Consider the following 21,357-nt stretch of genomic DNA (forward strand, 5'->3'; position numbering starts at 1 on the left):
TTGGTCGGCAGCGCAAGATGTGTCTCAGAGACAGAGCCCACACCCCGTGCCCGCGGTCACGGCGAAGGCACCGGCAAGGCCAGGACCGGACCACCGTCAACGGCCTCGTTTCCCCTTGTGGCAGCGAAGGATTCGACACAGGAAGGTGACGCATACGGTCCGTCGTCCCTGCCTGACGGCCGGGGGTCGTCATTCCCCTCAGAGGAAATGTGCGCAGTCCTGCCCCGCCCTTGGACACCTACAAGCCAACGCCCTTGGGCCGCCCACGCTGACAAACCGTTGATGCACCGCACGAACGGACGCGGCTCGAGGACCGCAGTCCTACGACAGTCGGCATCTGTGATCGGACGCCACCCAGGAGATGCAGCGAACGCCGCTCGGACGCGCATAGACCGCCACCGCTCGGACGCATGCGGTCTGGCGCCGGTCGGGCACGCATGGGTGGACGCCGGTCGGGCACGCATGGGTGGACGCCGGTCGGGCAGGCATTGAACGCCGGTCGGGCGCCCATAGGCCGGCACCACCCGCACGCACATGGTCGGACGCCACTCAGGACACTCGGTGCCGACACCGCTGAGACGCGCACGGAAAGTGGCGCCGGTGGGGCGCGCAAGGCCGGAGTGATTCGGGGCGCGTAGACCCGCGGTGTGGGCGCCGGGGGGCAATCTCCGGACGCGGAGAATCATGGCGATCCGGCTGCCCCTCCTCAATCATCGCGTCGCAGGCGACAAAGCCCCGATCCGTCCCGCCCACGACGATCCGGCACTCATGCTCGCCAAGGCATTCGGCCGCACAACGCCGCGCCCGACGAAGGCGCAGCGGAGCGGAGCGGAGCCGGGTCAGCGGGACGTGCGGTCTCCACGTCGTCGGGACACGGGACGAAAGGCAAAGGATCCTGCCGTGGTCGTCAGGCCAAGGTGGCGGCCCGGTGAGCGATCTCGCGGGCGGCGTCCATGTACGCCATCGCCCCGCTAGACCCCGGATCGTACGTCATGACCGACTGCCCATAGCTGGGTGCCTCCGACAGGCGGACGCTCCGCGGGATGACCGTGTTGAGCACCGTGTCGCCGAAGTGGGCCCGCACCTCATCCGCCACCTGCGACGCCAGCCGGGTACGCCCGTCGTACATCGTGAGGACGATGGTCGACAGCTGCAGCGTCGGGTTCAGGTGGGCCTTGATGAGGTCCACGTTCCTGAGCAGCATCCCGAGGCCCTCCAGCGCGTAGTACTCACACTGGATGGGGATCATGACCTCGTCCGCGGCCACCAACGCGTTGACCGTCAGCAGGCCGAGCGACGGCGGGCAGTCAATGACGATGTAGTCGAGATCGACCACGTCGTACGCCGCCAGCGCCCGACGGAGACGAGCCTCTCGCGCGACCAGGGAAACCAGCTCGATCTCCGCCCCCGCCAGGTCGATGGTGGCCGGCGCGCAGTAGAGGTTGGGCATGTCGGGGACCGGCTTGACGATGTCCGCCATAGGGATGTCGTCGACCAGGACCTGGTAGACGTCCTTCACGTCACCCCGATGCTCGGTGGCCAGGGCCGTGGAGGCGTTGCCCTGCGGGTCCAGGTCGACCACGAGGACACGCTGACCGTGCATGGAGAGAGCGGCGGCGATGTTCACCGACGTGGTGGTCTTGCCCACGCCACCCTTCTGGTTGGCGACCGCGATCACCCTGCACTTGGACGGGCGCGGCCACGTGCTGTCGCCATCGCGGGGGACTTCGCCAGCCTGGGCGGCGGCCATGGGGGTTGCGGATGTTTCACGTGAAACCACTGAGCTGAGCGCCTCTCGTACCAACGGCGAATCGCCGGGGTTCAGGGGGGTCTGGGTCACGATCGCCATCCTTTCAACCAAAGGTGTGCCGGTGCCGGGAATTTGCTGTCGCGACACGCCCATTTCGGGCCAGCCAACTCCGGTTGGACTCTCAGATGTACGGTTGCCCGGCCATCCAAGACCGCATGACGCGACTGGCACAACCGTCACCTCCTTCGTCGCCGCTTTGCACGCTCCGGCGTACGACCCGCTACCACCCGAACCAATGTTGCAGGCGGCTCGACCTTACCGCGCCCGACGGTCACAAGCTCAGCCGTTCGCGCGCCGATGGCCCGCAATTGCTCCTCCGCCTCGGCCAACTCGCCTGCGGCCCGCTCCCCCTTCATGGCGATCAGCTCCCCACCTTCGTGAAGCAGCGGCATCGCCCACTTCAGGAGCCGGTCGAGCGGCGCCACCGCACGAGCGCTCGCGACATCGAACACCCGCTTGCCCGCCAACTCCTCCGCCCGCCCGCGCAACACCTCGACGTTGCCGAGCTTGAGCGCCTCGACACATTCCTCCAGGAACACGGTACGGCGTAGCAACGGCTCCAGCAGCGTGACCGTGATGTCCGGCCGGACGATCGCCAGCACCAGCCCTGGCAACCCCGCCCCCGACCCGATGTCGACCAGGTGCACATCCGGCCGTACGACCTCGGCGACCACCGCGCAGTTGAGCAGGTGGCGGTCCCAGATCCGCGGCACCTCCCGCGGACCCAGCAGCCCGCGGACCACGCCAGGACCCGCCAGCAGCTCGGCGAACGTGTTGGCGCGATCCCAAGCCTCCCCGGCGAAGACGTCCCGCGCTATGTCCGGCGGCGCCGGAAGCTCATCGCTCACTGGTTGGTGGCCCCTTCTTGGTGCTGGCTCGGTCGTAGCCGGGAGTGAACGCTCCGATGAGGAGAGACGGGGCAGCCCCGCAAGCCGGTCCCGCCCCAAGGTCGGTCAGCCGGTCCTGAGGTTCGGAGCCGTCCCTACCCAAGGCTAGTTGGGCGATCACAAAGGAAGACTAGCGGGCTGGCCCCAAGGTGACCTCGAGCACGCCGCCATCTTGGCGAGGCACGAACTCCCGATAGTGGCATATAGGTGCAGATATCAGCCGATACGACCTGAATGCACCACGTACAGGGATAAAAGCAAAGCGGCCGCCCGCCACGCACGAAGGCGGGGCAGACGGCCGCAAAGAATGACATTCAGGCAGGCAGGACCACCACGTACCGATGCGGCTCCTCGCCCTCGGACTCACTCCGGAGCCCGGCGGCCGCCACCGCATCGTGGACGATCTTGCGTTCGAACGGCGTCATCGGCTGCAGCGACTTCGGCTCGCCATGGTCGCGGACCTGGCCGGCGATCTCGGTGCCCAGCTTGGTCAGCTCCGCGCGCCGGCGCTCACGGTAGCCGGCCACGTCCAGCATCAGCCGCGAGCGCTCCCCCGTCTGCCGGTGCACGGCCAGGCGCGTCAGCTCCTGCAGCGCCTCCAGGACCTCTCCCCCGGGTCCCACCAGCTCTGTGCTCTTGAGCCCGACCACGGACACCATGGCGCGGTCGCCCTCGACGTCCATGTCGATGTCGCCGTCGATGTCGGCGATGTCGAGAAGTCCCTCGACGTAGTCGGCAGCGATCTCGCCTTCCTGCTCTAGCGCGGCGAGATCAGGAGCATTCTTCTGCTCGGCCTCGGTCATGGCCGGCCTCTCCTTCGTGTTCAAGACTTCTTGCTGCCGGTGCGCTTGCTGCGAGGCTGGCGGCTCGGCTGCTGCCTAATGATCTTAGGCTCCGGCGGGGGCGGAGGCGCCTGCTCTTCCGGAGTCGTCTTGCGGAATCTGCCCAGCAGTCCCGGCTTCGGCTGCACGGGGATCACGTTGCCCTTGGCGTCGAACTCGGGCATCGGGTGCCTGCTGTAGAACCAGTGCTGCTGGCCGAGCGTCCACACGTTGGTGGTGACCCAGTAGAGGATCAGACCGAGCGGGAAGTTCAGGCTGAAGAAGGCGAACAGCGGAGAGATGTACATCAGGATCTTCTGCTGCTGCGCCATGGGGTTGTCCGGCATCTGGGCCATGGAGCGGGTGACGCTCTGCCGGACGGTGAGGAACGTCGTCAGCGAGCTGATCGCGACGAAGATCCCCAGGACGACCTTGGTCTGTACGACGCCCGCATCGAAGCCCGCGATGTCCGTCGAGGACATGAAGAAGTTGGCCGGCAGCGGCGCGCCGAAGATGTGGGCCGACCGGGCGCTGTCGACCAGGTCCTTGGTCATGCCGTACTTGGCCTGGCCGTTGGCCATCGCCTGCAGCACGGTGAACATCGAGATGAAGATCGGGAACTGGGCCACGATGGGCAGGCAGCCGCCCAGCGGGTTCGCGCCCGCTCCCTGGTAGAGCGCCATGACCTCCTGGTTCATGCGCTGCTTGTCGTTCTTGTAACGCTTTCGCAGCTCCTGAACCTTGGGGGCGAGCTCCTGCATCTTCCGCGACGAGCGCATCTGCTTGACGAAGAGCGGGAAGATCAGGACCCGCATGAACACGGTAAGCGTGATGATCGTCAGCGCCCAGGTCAGCCCGCTGTCCGGGTTGAGGACCGTGCTGTACGCAGTATGGATCCAGATGATGACTTGGGCTACGGCTTGATACAGCCAGCTCAGCCAGGACAGCTCCACCGAGCTATCTCCCTTGCGTTTCGTGGGACCGGACCGGGCGTGGGGGCACCGGGTCAATACCTCCGGGATGGAATGGGTGGCACCGCCCGATGCGCCGGACAGTCAACCAGATCCCGCGCACCGCTCCGTGCACGGCGATCGCCTCGAGTCCGTATGCACTGCATGACGGGTAGAAACGGCAGCGCGGACCGAGCATCGGGCTGATGAACGCCCGATAGAACCGGATCGGGATGATCAGCACCCGCGCGGCGAGGCTCGGCACCTCGCTCGGCACCTCTTGCGCCTGCTCCGTCATCTCTGTCCACCCGTCGAGGACTCGCGCCGCCTGAGCAAACGATCCAGCGCGGAATCGAGCTCGGCGGCCAGTTGCTCGAATAGCGCGGACGCGGCCGGTGGATTGGCGCGTACCACAAGCAGGCTACCTCGCGGCAGCCGGTGCAGACGGTCCCGCATCAGGTGTCGGAGCCGTCGTTTGACCTTGTTCCGGGTAACGGCGCCACCGACGGCCTTGCTCACCACGAAACCCACCAGAGGTGGCTCTTCCCCGGAAGTGCCGAGATGCACCACCAGGGTTGGGCGACCCGCGCGCTTGCCGCGCCGGACCGCCGCCTCGAAATCCTCCCCGCGTCGCATGCGGGATTGTCGGGATAGCACCGTATACGCCTATCGCCCGCCGGTGAGATCCACCGGCGGGCCGTCTATCCGAACGAGAAACCTGCTCGTGGGACTGCCTCCCTACTGTCGTGCCCGGTCAGGGCCGCGGCGGCAGTACATGTGACGGATCTCTCGTCAGTCGGGCGCGGGACGATCAGGCCGACAGCTTCTCGCGGCCCTTACGGCGGCGAGCGGCGAGGATGGCGCGACCGGCCCGGGTGCGCATGCGCAGCCGGAAGCCGTGGGTCTTCGCGCGGCGACGGTTGTTCGGCTGGAAAGTACGCTTGCTCACGGGTGGGCTCCAGGCTTGATGGTGCGCCCTACGGACGCTTAAACACACAGGATGGCCTGCCAGGGAAGCGAGGGCACGCGAAATAGCCGTCGCGTGACAAGCCGACCGTCGTACGTTACGGGCGAAGACCGCCCCAGGTCAAACCGGAACGGTTATCCACGGATCCACAGGCGAGTTTTCCACTGCCCCTGCGCCGTCCACAGTATGTGCACCCAGGTGCCACTACGCTGTGGACAACATCTTGAACACAGCTGTGCACATGGCTACTGTCGGCCCTTCCGGACCCGCCGAAACACTGTGCACAACTTGTGGAGATCCTGTGGAGGGCCTGGGTACGGAGCTCGGCCACCACGCTGTGGACAAAGGGCTGCCGAGCGACCAGGCGGCCCGCGCCATGTGGATAAACGATCGCGGGGGGCCGCGAGAGGGAGGAGGGGGAACCGCACTGTGAACAGTGTCGACCTCGGCACGGTATGGGCGAGGGCTCTGGGCAACTTCCTCAACGAAAACGTGCCGATCCAGCAGCGCACCTGGCTGTCCATGGTGCGGCCGATCGCTCTGGCCAACGACACGATCGTGCTCGGCGTCCCCAACGACTTCCTCAAGGACCTCATCGAGGGCAAGCTGCGCCCGCTCGTGGCGCACGCGCTCTCCCAGGAGCTCGGCCGGACCATGCGGCTGGCCGTGATGATCGACACGACGGCCCCTGAGCAGCCGTCGGGCGATCCTCATCAACAGCCTGTGGCTCCCAGTTATCCCCATGGTGTGGAGAGCCAGCCACGTTTTGCACAGCCCGCGCAATCCCAGCACCAGCAGGCTTCGGAGCCCCCGCAGTTCTATTCTCCACAGCCAGAGCCGGTCCACATATCCACCGAGTATCCACAGCCTGGGTTCGCTTTTGAACAGGCACAACCGCCTGTGGAGAAAGCGCCGGAACCGGCGCCGAACCGGTGGGAGGCCAAGAGCAACAAGCCCAGCGAACCCGCCCGGCTCAACCAAAAGTACACATTCGAGACATTCGTCATCGGTGCCAGCAATAGGTTTGCCCACGCGGCAGCCGTGGCCGTGGCTGAATCGCCGGCGAAGGCGTACAACCCGCTCTTCATTTACGGGGACTCAGGGCTGGGGAAGACGCACCTGCTCCACGCGATCGGGCATTACGCCCAAAGCCTGTACGACGGCGCGCGAGTCAGATACGTGAGCTCCGAGGAGTTCACCAATGACTTCATCAACAGCATCCGCGACCACAAGGCCGACGGGTTCCGCGGCCGCTACCGGGCGATCGACATCCTGCTCGTGGACGACATCCAGTTCCTGGAGGGCAAGGAGCAGACGCAGGAGGAGTTCTTCCACACCTTCAACACGCTGCACAACGCCAACAAGCAGATCGTCATCTCCAGCGATCGCGCCCCCAAACAGCTGATCACGCTGGAGGACCGGCTGCGCAACCGGTTCGAGTGGGGACTGATCACCGACGTCCAGCCGCCCGAGCTGGAGACCCGGATCGCGATCCTCAGGAAGAAGGCCATCCAGGAGGGCCTCGCCGCGCCGCCCGAGGTGCTGGAGTACATCGCCAGCCGCATCTCCACCAACATCCGCGAGCTCGAGGGCGCGCTGATCAGGGTGACCGCGTTCGCCAGCCTCAACAGGCAGGGTGTGGACCTGCAACTCGCCGAAGTGGTGCTGAAGGATCTGATCACCTCGGAGTCCGACACCGAGATCACGATCGCGGCGATCATGGCCGAGACCGCCGGCTACTTCGGCATCAGCATCGACGACCTGTGCGGCACCTCGCGCAGCCGGGCGCTCGTGACCGCCCGGCAGATCGCCATGTATCTGGCGCGCGAGCTGACCGAGCTGTCGCTGCCGAAGATCGGCCAGCAGTTCGGCGGCCGCGACCACACCACCGTGATGCACGCCGAACGCAAGATCCGTTCGCTCATCGCCGAGCGCAGGTCGATGTACAACCAGGTCAACGAGCTGACAATGCGGATCAAGCAGACACAGCGTGGATCTTGATAGTCATGCACAGCCTGTGGAAAACACTGTGGAGCAGCGAAAACGCCAAAAGGACACGGCCGTACGCCCGACAATGGCGTGAAAAATCCACCCACAGGGGCTGGGGACAACAGTGGGGACATCTCCAGCAGATCTGGGGACGACACGTGGATAACATGTGGACGGCCTGTGAACAGTCGATCTGGGACTCCAGAAGGGCCCCGCTTACCCCGTGGATAAGCTGTGGAAACCTCGTGGATAACCCCGCTTCCCCCGTGGATGAACGGACCATGATCTGGGGAAGAGCTGTGGGCAAAACTTCGCCGTCCCCAGGCGCCGAAGTTTCCCCCAGGCGCCGCCCACAACCTCAGTGGATGAAAAAAGCCCTGCTGACCAGCCACAACGTTGGTTGTCCACAGTTCCCACAGCCCCTAGTGTGATGACCTCTTCTATCTCTAACTAAGAACTCAAAGACCCATAGTTGGGGTTCTCCCGGAGCGCGAGCGCGGGAGAGTGGATCCTTGAGATCCTTGAATCAACGACGAACCAGGAGGCTGATCACCGTGATGTTCCGAATCGAGCGAGACGTCCTCGCTGAGGCGGTGGCATGGACGGCACGCAGCCTCCCGGCGCGCCCGTCGGTGCCCGTCCTCGCCGGCATGCGCCTGGAGGTCACCGACGAGCAGCGGCTGAAGCTGTCCGGATTCGACTACGAGGTCTCCGCTGAGGTGACGCTCGAGCTCCACACCGGCGAGCCGGGAGTGGTGCTGGTCTCGGGCAAGCTGCTCGCCGAGATCACCCGCGCTCTTCCTGCACAGCCTGTGGACTTCGTGGTGGACGGCGCCAAGGCGGTCGTCACGTGCGGCAGCGCGCGATTCACGTTGCTCACCATGCCTGTGGAGGACTACCCGTCGCTCCCGGCCATGCCGCCGGCCGCGGGCCGGGTCGGCAGCGACGTGTTCGCCTCCGCCGTGGGCCAGGTCGCCGTCGCCGCGGGCCGCGACGACACGCTGCCGATGCTCACCGGCGTGCGCATGGAGATCGAGGCCGACACCGTGACCCTCGCCGCCACCGACCGCTACCGGCTGGCCGTACGCGAGCTGAAGTGGCAGCCGGGGCAGCCCGACTTCGCCGCCATCGCGATGATCCCCGGCAAGACGCTCGCCGACACGGCCAAGGCCCTCGGCACGACCGGCGCGGAAGTCGAGATCGCGCTCAGCTCCGCCGGCGGCACCGGCGAGGGCATGATCGGTTTCTCCAGCGCGGGCCGGCGGACCACCACGCGGCTGCTCGACCCTGAGTTCCCCAAATACCGGTCGCTGCTGCCCACGGAGTTCTCCGCGCGCGCGGACTTGTCCACAGGGCCGTTCGTGGAGGCGGTCAAGCGTGTGGCCCTGGTCGCCGAGCGCAACACGCCGGTACGGCTGGCGTTCAAGAGCGGAGAAGTCGTGCTCGAGGCGGGCAGCGGCGACGAGGCACAGGCCGTCGAGGCGCTGCCTGTGGATTACGAGGGCGAGGACATGAACATCGCCTTCAACCACCAGTTCCTGCTGGAAGGCCTGGGCGCCATCGACTCTGACGTGGCCAGGCTCCAGATGACCACATCCACGAAGCCCGCTATCCTCACCGGTGGCAAGCCTGTGGACGACGGCGTCGTCACCGACTACCGTTATCTGATCATGCCCATCCGCCTGTCAGGCTGAACCTGTCATCGGGGATGATGGAAGCCTGACAAGGGGGTAGGACAACATGCAGATCGGCATGGTCGGACTGGGCAAGATGGGCGGCAACATGGCCGAGCGCCTGCGCCGCGGTGGTCACGAGGTCGTCGGCTACGACCGCGATCCGTCGATCAGCGACGTGACCGGCCTGAAAGACCTGATCGAACGCCTGCAGGCACCGCGCGTGGTCTGGGTCATGGTCCCCGCGGGCAAACCCACCCAGTCGACGATCGACGACCTCGGCGAGCTGCTCAGCGAAGGCGACATCGTCATCGACGGCGGAAACTCCCACTATGCGGATGACCAGAAGCACGCCGCCGAGCTGGCCGAGAAGGGCATCGGCTTCGTCGACTGCGGCGTCAGCGGCGGCGTCTGGGGCCTGACGAACGGCTACGCGCTCATGTGCGGCGGCGACCAGGCCAACGTCGAGCGGCTGATGCCGATCTTCGAGACGCTCAAGCCCGAAGGCGAGGACGGCTTCGTGCACGCCGGCGACGTCGGCGCCGGGCACTTCGCGAAGATGGTCCACAACGGCATCGAATACGGCATGATGCAGGCGTTCGCGGAGGGCTGGGAGCTGCTGGAGGCCTCTGACGCCGTCAAGGACGTCAAGGGCTCCTTCAAGAGCTGGCGCACCGGCACCGTCATCCGTTCCTGGCTGCTCGACCTGCTGGTGCGGGCCCTGGACGACGACGAGCACCTCGACCAGCTCCGCGGTTATGCACAGGACTCCGGCGAGGGCCGGTGGACAGTGCAGGCGGCTGTGGACCACGCGGTCCCGTTGCCGGTCATCACCGCCGCGCTCTACGCCCGGTTCGCCTCGCGCCAGGACGATTCCCCTTCGATGAAGGTGGTCGCGGCGCTGCGCAACCAGTTCGGCGGCCACGCGATCACCTCGACCGAGGGCAGCACGGGCAAGGGCGCCGACTCACCGGGTGCGGACGTGACGCCCCCGCGTGAGACGGAGCGATAGCAAGCGTGCCGTGACCCCAGTGATGGGCAGGGCGCACTAACCTTCTTGGGGTGCACGTCGCCCACCTGTCGCTGACCGACTTCCGGTCCTACGCGTCCGTAGAGCTCGGCCTGGAGCCGGGCGTCACGGCGTTCGTGGGGCCCAACGGCCAGGGCAAGACCAACCTGGTCGAGGCCCTCGGCTACGTCGCGACGCACTCCAGTCACCGGGTGGCGAGCGACGCGCCGCTGGTACGCCAGGGCGCCGCCCGGGCGATCATCCGCTGCGTTGTCCACAGGGACGACCGGCGGGCGCTCATCGAGCTGGAGATCAACCCGGGCCGGGCCAATCGCGCGCGGCTCAACCGCTCCCCCGTGTCCCGGGCCCGCGACGTCGTCGGCCTGCTGCGCGCGGTGTTGTTCGCCCCTGAGGACCTGGCGCTGTCCAAGGGAGACCCCTCCGAACGCCGCCGTTTCCTCGACGATCTGCTGGTGGCCAGGACCCCGAGGTTCGCCGGCGTCCGCGCCGACTACGACCGGGTGCTGAAGCAACGCGGAGCCCTGCTGCGTACGGCCGCGCAGGCCCGCAGAGGCAGCAGGAGCGCCCGCCGCAAGGAGAGCGAGACCGCGTTCGCCGCGGCGGGCGCAGGGGACGTGCTGAGCACGCTGGAGGTGTGGGACGCCCACCTCGCCAGGCACGGTGCCGAGCTGCTGGGGGCGCGGCTGGAGCTCATCGAGGCGCTGCGGCCGCTGGTGGCGGGGGCGTACGCGGCACTGGCGCCGGCGAGCGCCCCGGCGACGCTCGCGTACCGGAGCACGTTGTCCACAGGTGGGGATGGCGACGAGGGGGGTCCGGAGGGCGAATCCGCCGGTGAACGCGGATCTTTCGATACACAGACGTTATCCACAGACTTGGGGAAAACCCTTGAAGAACGGCTGCGGGAGCGGCTATTGGAGGTCCGCCAGTCGGAGCTGGAACGCGGCGTCACCCTCATCGGCCCGCACCGCGACGACCTGATCCTCGGCCTCGGAGACCTGCCCGCGCGGGGGTACGCCAGCCACGGCGAGTCATGGTCGTTCGCACTGGCGCTGCGGCTGGCCGCCTACGATCTGCTGCGTGCCGACGGCGGAGATCCCGTGCTGATACTCGACGACGTGTTCGCCGAGCTCGACAGCCAGCGCAGGCGGCGGCTCGCCGAGATCGTCGCGCCCGCCGAGCAGGTGCTCATCACGGCGGCCGTACCGGATGACGTGCCACGTGAGCTGACCGGAGCCAGATTCGACGTCGCGGAGGGGAGCGTGACCCGTGTCCGATGAGCACAACCCCACGGCCAAGGGCGTGGCCATGGCCAGGGAGAAGCTCGCTCAGGCCAAGGCGGACGCGGCCAAGCGCGGCCAGCTCCCCCGGCGCGAGCCGAGGCGGAAGGGGCCGCGCAGGGAGGGCGGCGATCCACAACTTTTCGGACGTGCCATCGCGGACCTGCTGGCCGATCGCGGCTGGGAGCGGTCGGCGGCGGTCGGCGGGGTGTTCGGCCGCTGGGCCGACATCGTGGGGCCTGACCTGGCCGCACACACCAAGCCTGAGTCTTTCGAGGACGGCGAGGTGATGATCGCGGCCGACTCGACCGCCTGGGCGACGCAGGTGCGGCTGCTCGCTCGGACCCTCGTGCGCAGGCTCAACGAGGAGCTCGGCGACGGCACCGTGACGAAGGTCAAGGTCAGGGCGCCGCAGAACGCGCCCCGGCCGTCGGGCGGATTGCGGGTGACCGGAAGCAGAGGTCCAAGGGACACCTACGGTTAGGCGCCGGGGGCGATCAGAAAGCCGCAGACGCGATAAGCCCCCTTTCCGGAGGGGGGATGCTGGCACGGGGGCAAATCAAGCTAGAGGGCATCACAGGCGCGTTCATTGCCACCTTGGGTCTCCGGAAGCGGTAGAATGAAAAAGGATTCCGGACACGTCCGCTTGCGTGTCACCCCGGCAGCAAGCCGACTCCCCTGGGTGACCGCGCATCGGGGCACTCACGACGGTGACGGGCACGGCAGGGGCAGCTTTGCGATTTGATGGCCTCCCCCGCCGCGTGTCCGCGGCAGGAGGATTTCGCAGTTGTCCTACGACGCTAGCTCAATCACCGTACTCGAAGGACTTGAGGCGGTTCGCAAGCGACCGGGTATGTATATCGGCTCCACCGGGGAGCGAGGCCTGCACCACCTCGTCCAAGAGATCGTGGACAACGCGGTGGACGAGGCCCTGGCCGGTTACGCCGACCGCATCGACGTCACGCTCTTGGCCGACAACGGCGTGCGCGTGGTCGACAACGGGCGCGGCATCCCCACCGGCATTCACCCGGTGGAGAAGCGCTCGGCCGTCGAGGTCGTGCTGACCACGCTGCACGCGGGCGGCAAGTTCGACAGTCAGGCTTACGCGGTCTCCGGCGGCCTGCACGGTGTCGGTTCGGCTGTCGTGAACGCGCTGTCCACCGCCATGGACGTCGAGGTCAAGCAGAACGGCCACTACTGGCGCCAGCGCTACGAGCACTCCAAGCCCGTGGCGCCGCTGGCCAAGGGCGAGGGGACCGACGAGACCGGCACCACGATCACGTTCTGGCCGGACCCGGAGGTCTTCGAGACCACTAACTGGAACTATGAGACGCTCTCACGGCGCTTCCAAGAGATGGCCTTCCTCAACAAGGGCCTGACGATCACGCTGACCGATGAGCGTCCCGACCACGTCAACGGCGAGCCGAAGACCGTCACCTACATCTACGAGGGCGGCCTTGCCGACTTCGTGCAGCACCTCAACGCCAAGAAGGAGCCGGCGCACGCGTCGATCATCTCCTTCGAGGAGGAGGGCGACGGGCTCGCGGTCGACATCGCCATGCAGTGGAACAACTCCTACTCGGAGTCCGTCTACAGCTTCGCCAACGTCATCAACACCGCGGAGGGCGGCACCCACGAGGAGGGCTTCCGTGCGGCGCTGACGACGATCGTCAACCGCTACGCGCGCGAGCAGAAGTTCCTCAAGGATGGCAAGGACGACAACCTCTCCGGCGAGGACGTCCGCGAAGGGCTGACCGCGATCATCTCGGTCAAGTTGTCGGAGCCGCAGTTCGAGGGCCAGACCAAGACCAAGCTGGGCAACACCGAGGCCAAGTCGTTCGTGCAGAAGGCCTGCAACGACCACCTGCGCGACTGGTTCGAGCGCAACCCCGGCGAGGCCAAGGACATCATCAACAAGTCGCTGCAGGCCTCCCGCGCCCGCATCGCCGCCCGCCAGGCCCGCGACCTGACCAGGCGCAAGTCGCTGCTGGAGTCGGGCAGCGGCCTGCCGGGCAAGCTGGCCGACTGCCAGTGGAACGACCCGGAGAAGTGCGAGCTGTTCATCGTCGAGGGCGACTCGGCCGGCGGCTCGGCCAAGGGCGGCCGCGACTCGCGTTTCCAGGCGATCCTCCCCATCCGCGGCAAGATCCTCAACGTGGAGAAGGCGCGGATCGACAAGGTCCTGAAGAACAACGAGGTCCAGGCGCTGATCACCGCTCTGGGCACCGGCGTGCACGACGAGTTCGACATCGCCAAGCTGCGCTACCACAAGGTCATCCTCATGGCCGACGCCGACGTCGACGGCCAGCACATCAACACGCTGCTCCTGACGCTGCTGTTCAGGTTCATGAGGCCGCTGATCGAGGCCGGTCACGTCTACCTGTCGTGCCCGCCGCTCTACAAGATCAAGTGGGACCGCAAGGGTGAGGACGCCTCCTACGCCTACTCCGACCCCGAGCGCGACGCGGTCATCGCGGACGGCATCGCCAACGGCAAGCCGGACCCGCGGCCGCGCGACAACGTACAACGCTTCAAGGGGTTGGGCGAGATGAACGCCGGCCAGCTCTGGGAGACCACGATGAACCCGGAGACCCGGCTGCTGCGCCAGGTCACGCTCGACGACGCCGCGCAGGCCGACGACCTGTTCAGCGTGCTCATGGGCGAGGACGTGGAAGCCAGGCGCGACTTCATCATCCGCAACGCCCGCGATGTGCGCTTCCTCGACGTTTAAGAAGGACCTTTTCCTGTGACGGACGTGAACACCACTCCCCCGGCCGACCGCATCGAGCCGGTGGACATCCAGTCCGAGATGCAGCGCAGTTACATGGACTACGCGATGTCCGTCATCGTGTCCAGGGCGCTGCCGGACGTGCGTGACGGCTTGAAGCCGGTGCACCGGCGGGTGCTGTACGCGATGTACGACGGCGGCTACCGTCCCGACCGCGGCTACTTCAAGTGCGCCCGCGTCGTCGGCGACGTGATGGGCACCTACCACCCGCATGGCGACACCTCGATCTACGACGCGCTGGTCCGCCTGGCGCAGTCGTGGTCGCTGCGATACCCGCTGGTCGACGGGCAGGGCAACTTCGGCTCCCCCGGCAACGACCCGGCGGCGGCGATGCGCTACACCGAGTGCAAGCTCGCGCCCATCGCCATGGAGATGCTGCGGGACATCGACAAGGACACCGTCGACTTCCGCCCCAACTACGACGGCAAGTCGCAGGAGCCCGACGTCCTGCCGGCGCGTTTCCCGCAACTGCTGGTCAACGGCTCCGGCGGCATCGCGGTCGGCATGGCGACCAACATCCCGCCGCACAACCTCCGCGAGGTCGCGGCGGCGGTCAAGTGGTATCTGGAGAACCCCGAGGCCGGCGACGAGGACCTGCTCGAAGCTTCGATCAGGCTGGTCAAGGGGCCCGACTTCCCCACGAAGGCCTTGATCGTCGGTCGGCGGGGGATCGAGGACGCGTACCGCACCGGGCGCGGCTCGATCACCATGCGGGCCGTGGTCGAGGTCGAGGAGGACAAGGGGCGGCAGGCGCTGGTCGTCACCGAGCTGCCGTACCAGGTCAACCCCGACAACCTCGCGCTGAAGATCGCTGAGCTGGTACGCGAGGGCAAGCTCACGGGCATCGCCGACGTACGCGACGAGAGCTCCTCGCGGGTCGGGCAGCGCCTGGTGATCGTGCTCAAGCGGGACGCGGTCGCCAAGGTCGTGCTCAACAACCTCTACAAGCACACCCAGCTCCAGGACACCTTCGGCGCCAACATGCTGGCCCTGGTCGACGGCGTGCCGCGGACACTGCGCCTCGACCAGTTCATCCGGCACTATGTGGCGCACCAGATCGAGGTCATCGTCCGCAGGACCCGCTACCTGCTGCGCAAGGCCGAGGAGCGGGCGCACATCCTGCGCGGGCTGCTCAAGGCCCTGGAGCGGCTCGACGAGGTCATCGCGCTGATCCGGGCCTCGGAGTCCGCCTCGCACGCCCAGCAGGGCCTCATGGCGCTGCTGGAGATCGACGAGGTGCAGGCGCAGGCCATCCTCGACATGCAGCTGCGCAAGCTCGCCGCCCTGGAGCGCCAGTCGATCCAGGACGAGTACGACTCGCTGATGACGCAGATCGCCGAGTACAACGCGATCCTGGCCAGTGAGTCCCGTCAGCGGGAGATCATCAACGAGGAGCTGGCCGAGGTCGTCGGCCGCTACGGCGACGAGCGCAAGACCGAGATCATCGCCTACGACGGCGACATGTCGATCGAGGACCTCATCGCCGAGGACGAGATCGTCGTCACGATCACCCGCGGCGGCTACGCCAAGCGCACCAGGACCGACCTTTACCGGGCACAGAAGCGGGGCGGCAAGGGCGTACGCGGTGCGCAGCTGCGCCAGGACGACATCGTCGACCACTTCTTCGTCACCACGACGCATCACTGGTTGCTCTTCTTCACCAACAAGGGCCGGGTGTACCGCGTCAAGGCGTACGAGCTGCCTGAAGCCGCGCGTGACGCCCGAGGCATGCATTTGGCGAACCTTCTTGCCATGCAGCCCGACGAAATAGTCATGGAGGTTCTCGACCTACGCGACTACGACGTCGCCCCTTACCTCGTCCTGGCCACCCGCAGCGGCCTGGTCAAGAAGACCCGCCTCTCCGAATACGACTCCCCCAGGTCCGGCGGGCTGATCGCGATCAACCTGCGGGACGACGATGAGGTCATCGGAGCCCGCCTGGTCTCCGAGCACGATGACCTGCTCCTGGTGTCCAGGGGAGCCCAATCCATCAGGTTCACCGCCTCCGACGAGGCTCTTCGCCCCATGGGACGGGCGACCAGCGGTGTCATCGGCATGAGGTTCCTCGAAGGTGACGAACTTCTCGCCATGAATCGGATGGCCGACGGTCAAGATGTGCTTATCGCCACCGAGGGTGGGTACGCAAAACGGACGCCAGTGGAGCAGTATCCAGTTCAGGGCCGTGGCGGTAGAGGGGTGCTGACGGCGAAAATCGTGAGTGCCCGTGGCAAGCTGGTTGGAGCCGTCATGGTCAACCCAGAGGACGAGGTCTTCGCGATCACGTCTGCCGGCGGGGTGATCCGGACGAGTGCCGGCGAGATCAAGCAGTCCGGCCGCCAGACCATGGGAGTGCGATTGATGAATCTCGCTGAAGGCGACAGCGTGGTTGCCCTCGCCCGGAACGCGGAGTCGCTGGAGACTTCGGTGGAAACTGAGGAAGACGGGGGAGGAGAGTAGTCATGAGCGCCCAGGGTGGTGCCGGTGCCGCCAGGACAAAGGCGGCTTCGGGTAACGGACAGCAACCGAACAAGCCCGCAGAAACCGAGATTTTCAACCCGGTCGACGAAGGACAGGAAACCACCTCGCCCGCGCAGGGTAAGCCTGTCCCGCCCAAGGAGGACGCGCAGCAGCAGCGGTCACAGGCTCCTGCCGCCGCGCCCGCGTCACCTCCTGCACCGGCGCCTCAGGTGGAGAGCAACGACACCGTCCGCATCCGTCCTTCGCTGGCCACCGAGGCCCCGCCTGTGGTCGAGCTGACGAAGAAGAAGTCGTCGAACGCCGGCGCCGGCCGGCTGCCCCGCAAGGCCCACCTGGTCCTGCGCCGCGTCGAACCGTGGTCGGCCATGAAGTTCAGCTTCGTGGTCTCCCTGGTGTGCTTCGTGGTGCTGTTCGTGGCAGTGGCCGTCCTGTACGGGGTGCTGTCCGCCCTGGGGGTGTTCGACTCGATCGTGGACCTGGTCAACCAGCTGGGCCAGGGCGAGCAGGGGCAGAGCTCTATCCCGATCGACATCGCCTCCTGGTTCGAGCCGGTGCGGATCCTCGGGTACACCGCGCTGATCGGGGCCGTGAACGTGGTCCTGATCACGGCTCTTTCCACGCTGGGAGCGGTCATCTACAACATCTCGTCCGATCTGGTCGGGGGCGTTGAGGTGACCTTCAGCGAGGCCGAGTAAACGCCGTGGGCGTGCTGTTCGTGCTGTGCTCGGGATGAGGACGGCGCGAACAGCACGCCGGAGGCGGTAAGCTTTTCTCGTCCGAACAACCGATTCGCCTCCGATCTGCGGATGCGATAACGTTCGGTGCGCGGGGCTATAGCTCAGACGGTTAGAGCGCTTCCCTGATAAGGAAGAGGTCCCAGGTTCAAGTCCTGGTAGCCCCACAGTGTTTCCCCAGCTCAGAGGCCGTTTCCCGAAGATCGGGCGACGGCCTTTTGATCGTTTGCCATCAATTTGCCACCAAGATCGTCCGTCATTAGGTGACAGAGATCAGTCCACATCGACACCTGGCAGCATTGGTTCACCCGGGGGCGGGGTCGTTGTGTGAACACGCTCGTGATAACCGGAGGCGGACTGTCAGGGGCATCCGGCATCCTGGGACCGTAGCTTGCAGGCAGACGGCGGTGATGCGACGTGAGCGATCTGATCAGCCGAACCACTCGCGGACTGTTCCGTGACCTCATGACTGGTAGCACCGTCGAGGAGATCGACGCGGCCTTCCAGGACGAGCTGTTCGCACCAAGCACCACGAGCGCGTACCAGGACTCCAGCGTGAGGCGAATCAGGACGCAGGAGTATCTCGAAGCCGTTGACTGGAGCGACGTTGACCACGTGAGCAGAGCCTTGCGGGTCTTTGAGCGGCTGGCGCACGGGTTCGAGCCGCAGTACAGCAGCAAGTTCTTTCAATCGCTGAAGCGAGATGGCTACCTATTGGACGAGGAGAGCGGGCACATCCTCCCGATAGGCCCTCGTTTTTCGCTCGACTCGTTTGTGGACGGACAAGAGATTTCCTGATGACCGCTAACACTCGTTGAAGAATCTGTCTGACGCCTCAGCCATCCGTCAGCAGTTGGGCCGGATTCAGCGGGCGATCATTGATGATCCGGCTTTGGCCGTGGGCAGCGCCAAGGAGCTCATCGAGAGCACGGCTAAAGGTCGTGCTCAAGGAGCGGGGAATGGCTGTGGACGACAAGGCGGATCTGCCGGCACTTGTGCGTGAGGCGCAGCAGGTGCTCTGGCTGCATCCTTCCTCGACAACTCCTGGCCCTGATGGCAGCGACGCCGTGAAGAAATCCTCGGTGCCGTGTCGGCAATCGCGATCGTTCTGGCCGAACTTCGCAATCGGGGTTATGGAACAGGGCATGGTCCCGCGAGTGTTCCCGTCGGTCTTGGGCCGCGGCATGCCCACCTGGCCGTCAACGCAGCATTCACATGGTGTCAGTTGGTCTTGGACACCATGGCCGATCCCAAGGCTCCATGGCGCAACGCCGTCAAGGACAACCCATAGCAGGGTGGAAAGCGCGCGAAGCTCCTGGCGACCAGGACGCCCTGTGATCGTGTTGCCATCGATTTGCCACGAGATCGTCCGACAACGCCGCATTAGCGTTTGCGGCGTCCCTATAGGTTCAAGACCCTGGGGCAGACACGCCCCCAGGGTCCAACACAGTGGATCAGCCGCTAGAGGGCTCTTCTGGCGATGTTCCTCTGAGCAACTCCATCAAGTCCGTGGTGGACTCTCGATAGAGATCACCGATACGGATGAGATGTACGGGGAATTCGCCCTTCCTGGCGAGGGCGTAAGCAGTCGTGCGGGCCAAGGCGAGGCCTCAGAGCTGCCCCTCTGCGCCTACTCAGCCCTGCCAGCCGCTGGGGAACCTACGCGTACTCCGGTTAGTTGGAGCGGGCGGTGACGGCAAGACCAGGTGCTCGGGCCGGTCGAGGTAGTTGGCGTACTGCTCGCGTCTGGCGGCATCCCACTCCGACGCGCCGGAGTCCCAGGCTTCGGCTAGCGGCACGAGGTGGTCGACGTCGAGCTGGCCGGCGACAAGGCGGCCAGGACCGCCGTCCGCCGCTACACCCGCGACCTGGCCGTCGGCACGGCCGCCCTGGTGCTCACCCTCGACCCGCAGGTCGTCGTCCTCGGCGGCGGCTTCTCTCCCGATCGGCCGACCTCATCCTCGACCATCTGGCCCGCGAGCTGGGCCGCACCTGCCTGCGCGTCCCCGAGATCCGCGCCTCCACGCTGGGCACCGAGAGCGTCGCCTTGGGCGCGCTGCGCCTGGCGCTCAACGAGGTGGACGCCCGCCTGTTCGGGGTGGGCCTGCCGGCCCCAGTCGCTCCGCGCGCCTGACCCCGGTCCGCCGGGGCGGTGGTGCCTGCTCTTGGAAGCGGTCTTCATCCGGCGTCCAGGGTGCGGGCGAGCCACCCGGTACGGGTCTCGCGGGCGGCGGCCGACAGGGCGGCCCGCGGGAAGAGGGCGTCGAAGCCGTGAAAGCCGCCCGCCCAGACGTGCAGCTCGGCCTGCCCGCCCGCGCCCCAGATCCGGGTGGCGTACTCCACGTCCTCGTCGCGGAATACCTCGGCGGACCCCGCGTCGATGTACGTGGTCGGCAGGCCCGACAGGTCCTCGGCCGTGGCGGGCGAGACGTAGGCGGGAACCTGGTCGCCGTAGAGGTCGCCGAGCACGGCGTTCCAGGCGAACTCGTTGCTCTCGCGGGTCCACACGCCGGGCTCACCGGCGTACTGGCGGCTGGAGGTGGTGGTGTTGCGGTGGTCGAGCATGGGGCAGATCAGCACCTGGGCGGCGATCGGCGGCGTGCCGCGGTCGCGGGCCATGAGTGTGACGCCCGCGGCCAGGCCGCCGCCGGCGCTGGCGCCCGCCACGACGACGCGGCTCGGGTCGATGCCGAGGTCGCCGGCGTGCTCGGCGATCCACAGCAGGCCCCGGTAGCAGTCCTCGACGGGGGTGGCGCCGCCGGCCTCGGGCGCGAGCCGGTAGTCCACGGTGACCACGACGGCGCCGAGCAGGTCGAGCCATTCGAGGGGAATGTCGAGCTGCGAGAACCGATCCCCCATGATCATGCCGCCGCCGTGCATCCAGTACACGCACGGGGCCGCGGGACCGGCGCCGGCCGGGGCGAGGACCGTCATCGGGATCCCGGCGCCGTCAGGGGCTGGCACGGTGATCTCGCGGCGGTCGACGGCGCGGCCCTCCAGCAGGGATTCGACCGGCGTCGAGGGCATGCCGCGCAGCTGGGTGAGCAACTGCGGGGTGATCCGCGGGACGAGCGGCACGTCGGTGAGCAGGGCGTTCAGCTCGGGGTCGAGGGCGGGGCGGGCAAGGGATGACATGAACGGTTCCTCTCGAATCTCAGAACGCGGCCTTGCCGCCGACCGGCACGTAGTCGGTGTACGGGGACTCCGCGGCGACGAGCTCCTGGACCTGGGCGACGAGCGCCTGCGCGGCCTCGCCCGCGAAGACCCGGTGGTGCTCCTCCTCGCTGGTCCAGCCCTCGGTCACGTGGACGACGTCGGGGTCGGACGCCGACTGGCAGACGAGATAGACCACGCAGTGCTCGCTCGCGGCCGGGCTGCCCTCGTCCAGGCCGGTCAGCAGCAACCCGGCCAGCCGCTCCCCCTGTCCGGGCTTGGCGGTCAAGGTGGCGTTGAACCCGTAGCGGACCTTCACGACAGTGTTCCTCTTCCTTAGAATAGATATGCACGATCCCCCTCCTGCGGTGATTCCTCACCGCTCGGGGTAGTCCCATTTCACCGCTTTGCACTGGGGTTTCGGTAGAACAAACCTGCCCCGCTCTTGCATAATCCTGCTTATGGAGGAATCGCTGAGATTCGACGAGCTCCGCGCGGCGCTGGCCCGGCACGTCCGGCCCGAGGAGAGCACCGCCATCGACGGCCTCTACATCGCGCAGATCGAGCGGCCCGGGCCGCCCGCACCCTCGATGACCGGCACCGTGCTGGCGGTCCTCGCCCAGGGCGCCAAGCGGCTCGCGGTGGGCGACCGGGTCCTCGAATACCGTCCCGGTGACTACCTCGTGGCCTCCATCGACCTGCCCGTCACCGGCCACTTCTTCGACGTCGAACCCGGACGCCCCGCGCTCGGGCTGGCGCTCACCCTGGAGCCGGCCGCCGTCGCCGACCTCCTCCTGCAC

The 21,357-nt window shown here is 66.9% G+C and carries 21 protein-coding genes and 1 tRNA gene; 12 read left to right on the forward strand and 10 right to left on the reverse strand.

Features of this window, described 5'->3' with window-relative positions; translation table 11 throughout:
- Positions 1 to 907: 907 nt before the first annotated feature.
- The 7 genes from ETD86_RS38695 to rpmH all read right to left on the reverse strand — a co-directional run bounded on the left by ETD86_RS38695 (position 908) and on the right by rpmH (position 5,417).
- Positions 908 to 1,750, reverse strand: coding sequence for a ParA family protein (locus ETD86_RS38695; RefSeq protein WP_246148886.1), 843 nt, complete (start codon positions 1,748 to 1,750; stop codon positions 908 to 910).
- Between the two features lie 236 nt (positions 1,751 to 1,986).
- A complete protein-coding gene (rsmG, locus tag ETD86_RS38700; protein ID WP_138671614.1) occupies positions 1,987 to 2,658 on the reverse strand; it encodes a 16S rRNA (guanine(527)-N(7))-methyltransferase RsmG in 672 nt (223 codons plus the stop codon).
- Between the two features lie 353 nt (positions 2,659 to 3,011).
- Positions 3,012 to 3,500, reverse strand: a complete 489-nt coding sequence (locus tag ETD86_RS38705) for a Jag family protein (protein ID WP_138671615.1) — start codon at positions 3,498 to 3,500, stop codon at positions 3,012 to 3,014.
- A gap of 20 nt (positions 3,501 to 3,520) precedes the next feature.
- On the reverse strand, positions 3,521 to 4,471 hold the full coding sequence (yidC, locus tag ETD86_RS38710; RefSeq protein WP_138671616.1) for a membrane protein insertase YidC: 951 nt from the start codon (positions 4,469 to 4,471) through the stop codon (positions 3,521 to 3,523).
- A gap of 4 nt (positions 4,472 to 4,475) precedes the next feature.
- On the reverse strand, positions 4,476 to 4,766 hold the full coding sequence (gene yidD / locus ETD86_RS38715; RefSeq protein WP_138671617.1) for a membrane protein insertion efficiency factor YidD: 291 nt from the start codon (positions 4,764 to 4,766) through the stop codon (positions 4,476 to 4,478).
- The gene (rnpA, locus tag ETD86_RS38720) at positions 4,763 to 5,104 is read right to left on the reverse strand and encodes a ribonuclease P protein component (RefSeq protein WP_246148875.1); all 342 of its coding nucleotides are present in this window, start codon (positions 5,102 to 5,104) and stop codon (positions 4,763 to 4,765) included. Before rnpA ends, yidD begins: the two co-directional genes overlap by 4 nt.
- A 175-nt stretch (positions 5,105 to 5,279) precedes the next feature.
- A complete protein-coding gene (gene rpmH, locus ETD86_RS38725; protein ID WP_043614899.1) occupies positions 5,280 to 5,417 on the reverse strand; it encodes a 50S ribosomal protein L34 in 138 nt (45 codons plus the stop codon).
- A 486-nt stretch (positions 5,418 to 5,903) separates the two neighbouring features.
- Here rpmH and dnaA point away from each other — a divergent pair, with 486 nt between their 5' ends.
- The 11 genes from dnaA to ETD86_RS60345 all read left to right on the forward strand — a co-directional run bounded on the left by dnaA (position 5,904) and on the right by ETD86_RS60345 (position 18,695).
- Complete coding sequence (dnaA, locus tag ETD86_RS38730) at positions 5,904 to 7,436, forward strand: chromosomal replication initiator protein DnaA (protein WP_425465684.1); 1,533 nt, start codon at positions 5,904 to 5,906, stop codon at positions 7,434 to 7,436.
- A 542-nt stretch (positions 7,437 to 7,978) separates the two neighbouring features.
- Positions 7,979 to 9,118, forward strand: a complete 1,140-nt coding sequence (dnaN, locus tag ETD86_RS38735; protein WP_138671620.1) for a DNA polymerase III subunit beta — start codon at positions 7,979 to 7,981, stop codon at positions 9,116 to 9,118.
- A 46-nt stretch (positions 9,119 to 9,164) separates the two neighbouring features.
- Entirely contained in the window at positions 9,165 to 10,109 is a 945-nt protein-coding gene (gene gnd, locus ETD86_RS38740) for a phosphogluconate dehydrogenase (NAD(+)-dependent, decarboxylating) (RefSeq protein WP_138671621.1), read from the forward strand.
- Between the two features lie 50 nt (positions 10,110 to 10,159).
- Complete coding sequence (recF, locus tag ETD86_RS38745) at positions 10,160 to 11,404, forward strand: DNA replication/repair protein RecF (protein ID WP_138671622.1); 1,245 nt, start codon at positions 10,160 to 10,162, stop codon at positions 11,402 to 11,404.
- Positions 11,394 to 11,888 carry a DciA family protein gene (locus ETD86_RS38750; RefSeq protein WP_246148878.1) on the forward strand — a complete coding sequence of 165 codons (495 nt, stop codon included), beginning with the start codon at positions 11,394 to 11,396 and terminating at the stop codon, positions 11,886 to 11,888. Before recF ends, ETD86_RS38750 begins: the two co-directional genes overlap by 11 nt.
- Positions 11,889 to 12,191: 303 nt before the next feature.
- A complete protein-coding gene (gene gyrB / locus ETD86_RS38755) occupies positions 12,192 to 14,135 on the forward strand; it encodes a DNA topoisomerase (ATP-hydrolyzing) subunit B (RefSeq protein WP_138671623.1) in 1,944 nt (647 codons plus the stop codon).
- A 15-nt stretch (positions 14,136 to 14,150) separates the two neighbouring features.
- On the forward strand, positions 14,151 to 16,649 hold the full coding sequence (gene gyrA, locus ETD86_RS38760) for a DNA gyrase subunit A (protein ID WP_138671624.1): 2,499 nt from the start codon (positions 14,151 to 14,153) through the stop codon (positions 16,647 to 16,649).
- 2 nt (positions 16,650 to 16,651) lie between these two features.
- On the forward strand, positions 16,652 to 17,365 hold the full coding sequence (locus ETD86_RS38765) for a DUF3566 domain-containing protein (RefSeq protein ID WP_138671625.1): 714 nt from the start codon (positions 16,652 to 16,654) through the stop codon (positions 17,363 to 17,365).
- Between the two features lie 132 nt (positions 17,366 to 17,497).
- Positions 17,498 to 17,571, forward strand: a tRNA-Ile gene (locus ETD86_RS38770).
- 250 nt (positions 17,572 to 17,821) lie between these two features.
- Entirely contained in the window at positions 17,822 to 18,202 is a 381-nt protein-coding gene (locus ETD86_RS38775; RefSeq protein ID WP_138671626.1) for a hypothetical protein, read from the forward strand.
- A 277-nt stretch (positions 18,203 to 18,479) separates the two neighbouring features.
- On the forward strand, positions 18,480 to 18,695 hold the full coding sequence (locus tag ETD86_RS60345) for an abortive infection family protein (RefSeq protein ID WP_425465685.1): 216 nt from the start codon (positions 18,480 to 18,482) through the stop codon (positions 18,693 to 18,695).
- Between the two features lie 564 nt (positions 18,696 to 19,259).
- On the opposite strand, the gene ETD86_RS58625 is transcribed toward ETD86_RS60345, so the two are convergent.
- From ETD86_RS58625 to ETD86_RS38800, 3 genes are read right to left on the reverse strand one after another with little or no spacing between them, the layout of a single operon-like run.
- Positions 19,260 to 19,586, reverse strand: a complete 327-nt coding sequence (locus tag ETD86_RS58625; RefSeq protein ID WP_246148881.1) for a hypothetical protein — start codon at positions 19,584 to 19,586, stop codon at positions 19,260 to 19,262.
- On the reverse strand, positions 19,583 to 20,539 hold the full coding sequence (locus ETD86_RS38795; protein WP_138671627.1) for an alpha/beta hydrolase: 957 nt from the start codon (positions 20,537 to 20,539) through the stop codon (positions 19,583 to 19,585). The genes ETD86_RS58625 and ETD86_RS38795 overlap by 4 nt, the downstream gene beginning before the upstream one ends.
- Positions 20,540 to 20,558: 19 nt before the next feature.
- Positions 20,559 to 20,876 carry a putative quinol monooxygenase gene (locus ETD86_RS38800; RefSeq protein ID WP_138671628.1) on the reverse strand — a complete coding sequence of 106 codons (318 nt, stop codon included), beginning with the start codon at positions 20,874 to 20,876 and terminating at the stop codon, positions 20,559 to 20,561.
- 142 nt (positions 20,877 to 21,018) lie between these two features.
- Between ETD86_RS38800 and ETD86_RS38805 the strand changes: the two genes are divergently transcribed.
- Positions 21,019 to 21,357 (forward strand): AraC family transcriptional regulator (locus tag ETD86_RS38805; RefSeq protein WP_246148883.1); only part of this gene is annotated, 339 nt, incomplete at its 3' end.

Origin of the sequence: Nonomuraea turkmeniaca (assembly GCF_005889735.1) — a bacterium.
Lineage (GTDB): Bacteria > Actinomycetota > Actinomycetes > Streptosporangiales > Streptosporangiaceae > Nonomuraea > Nonomuraea turkmeniaca.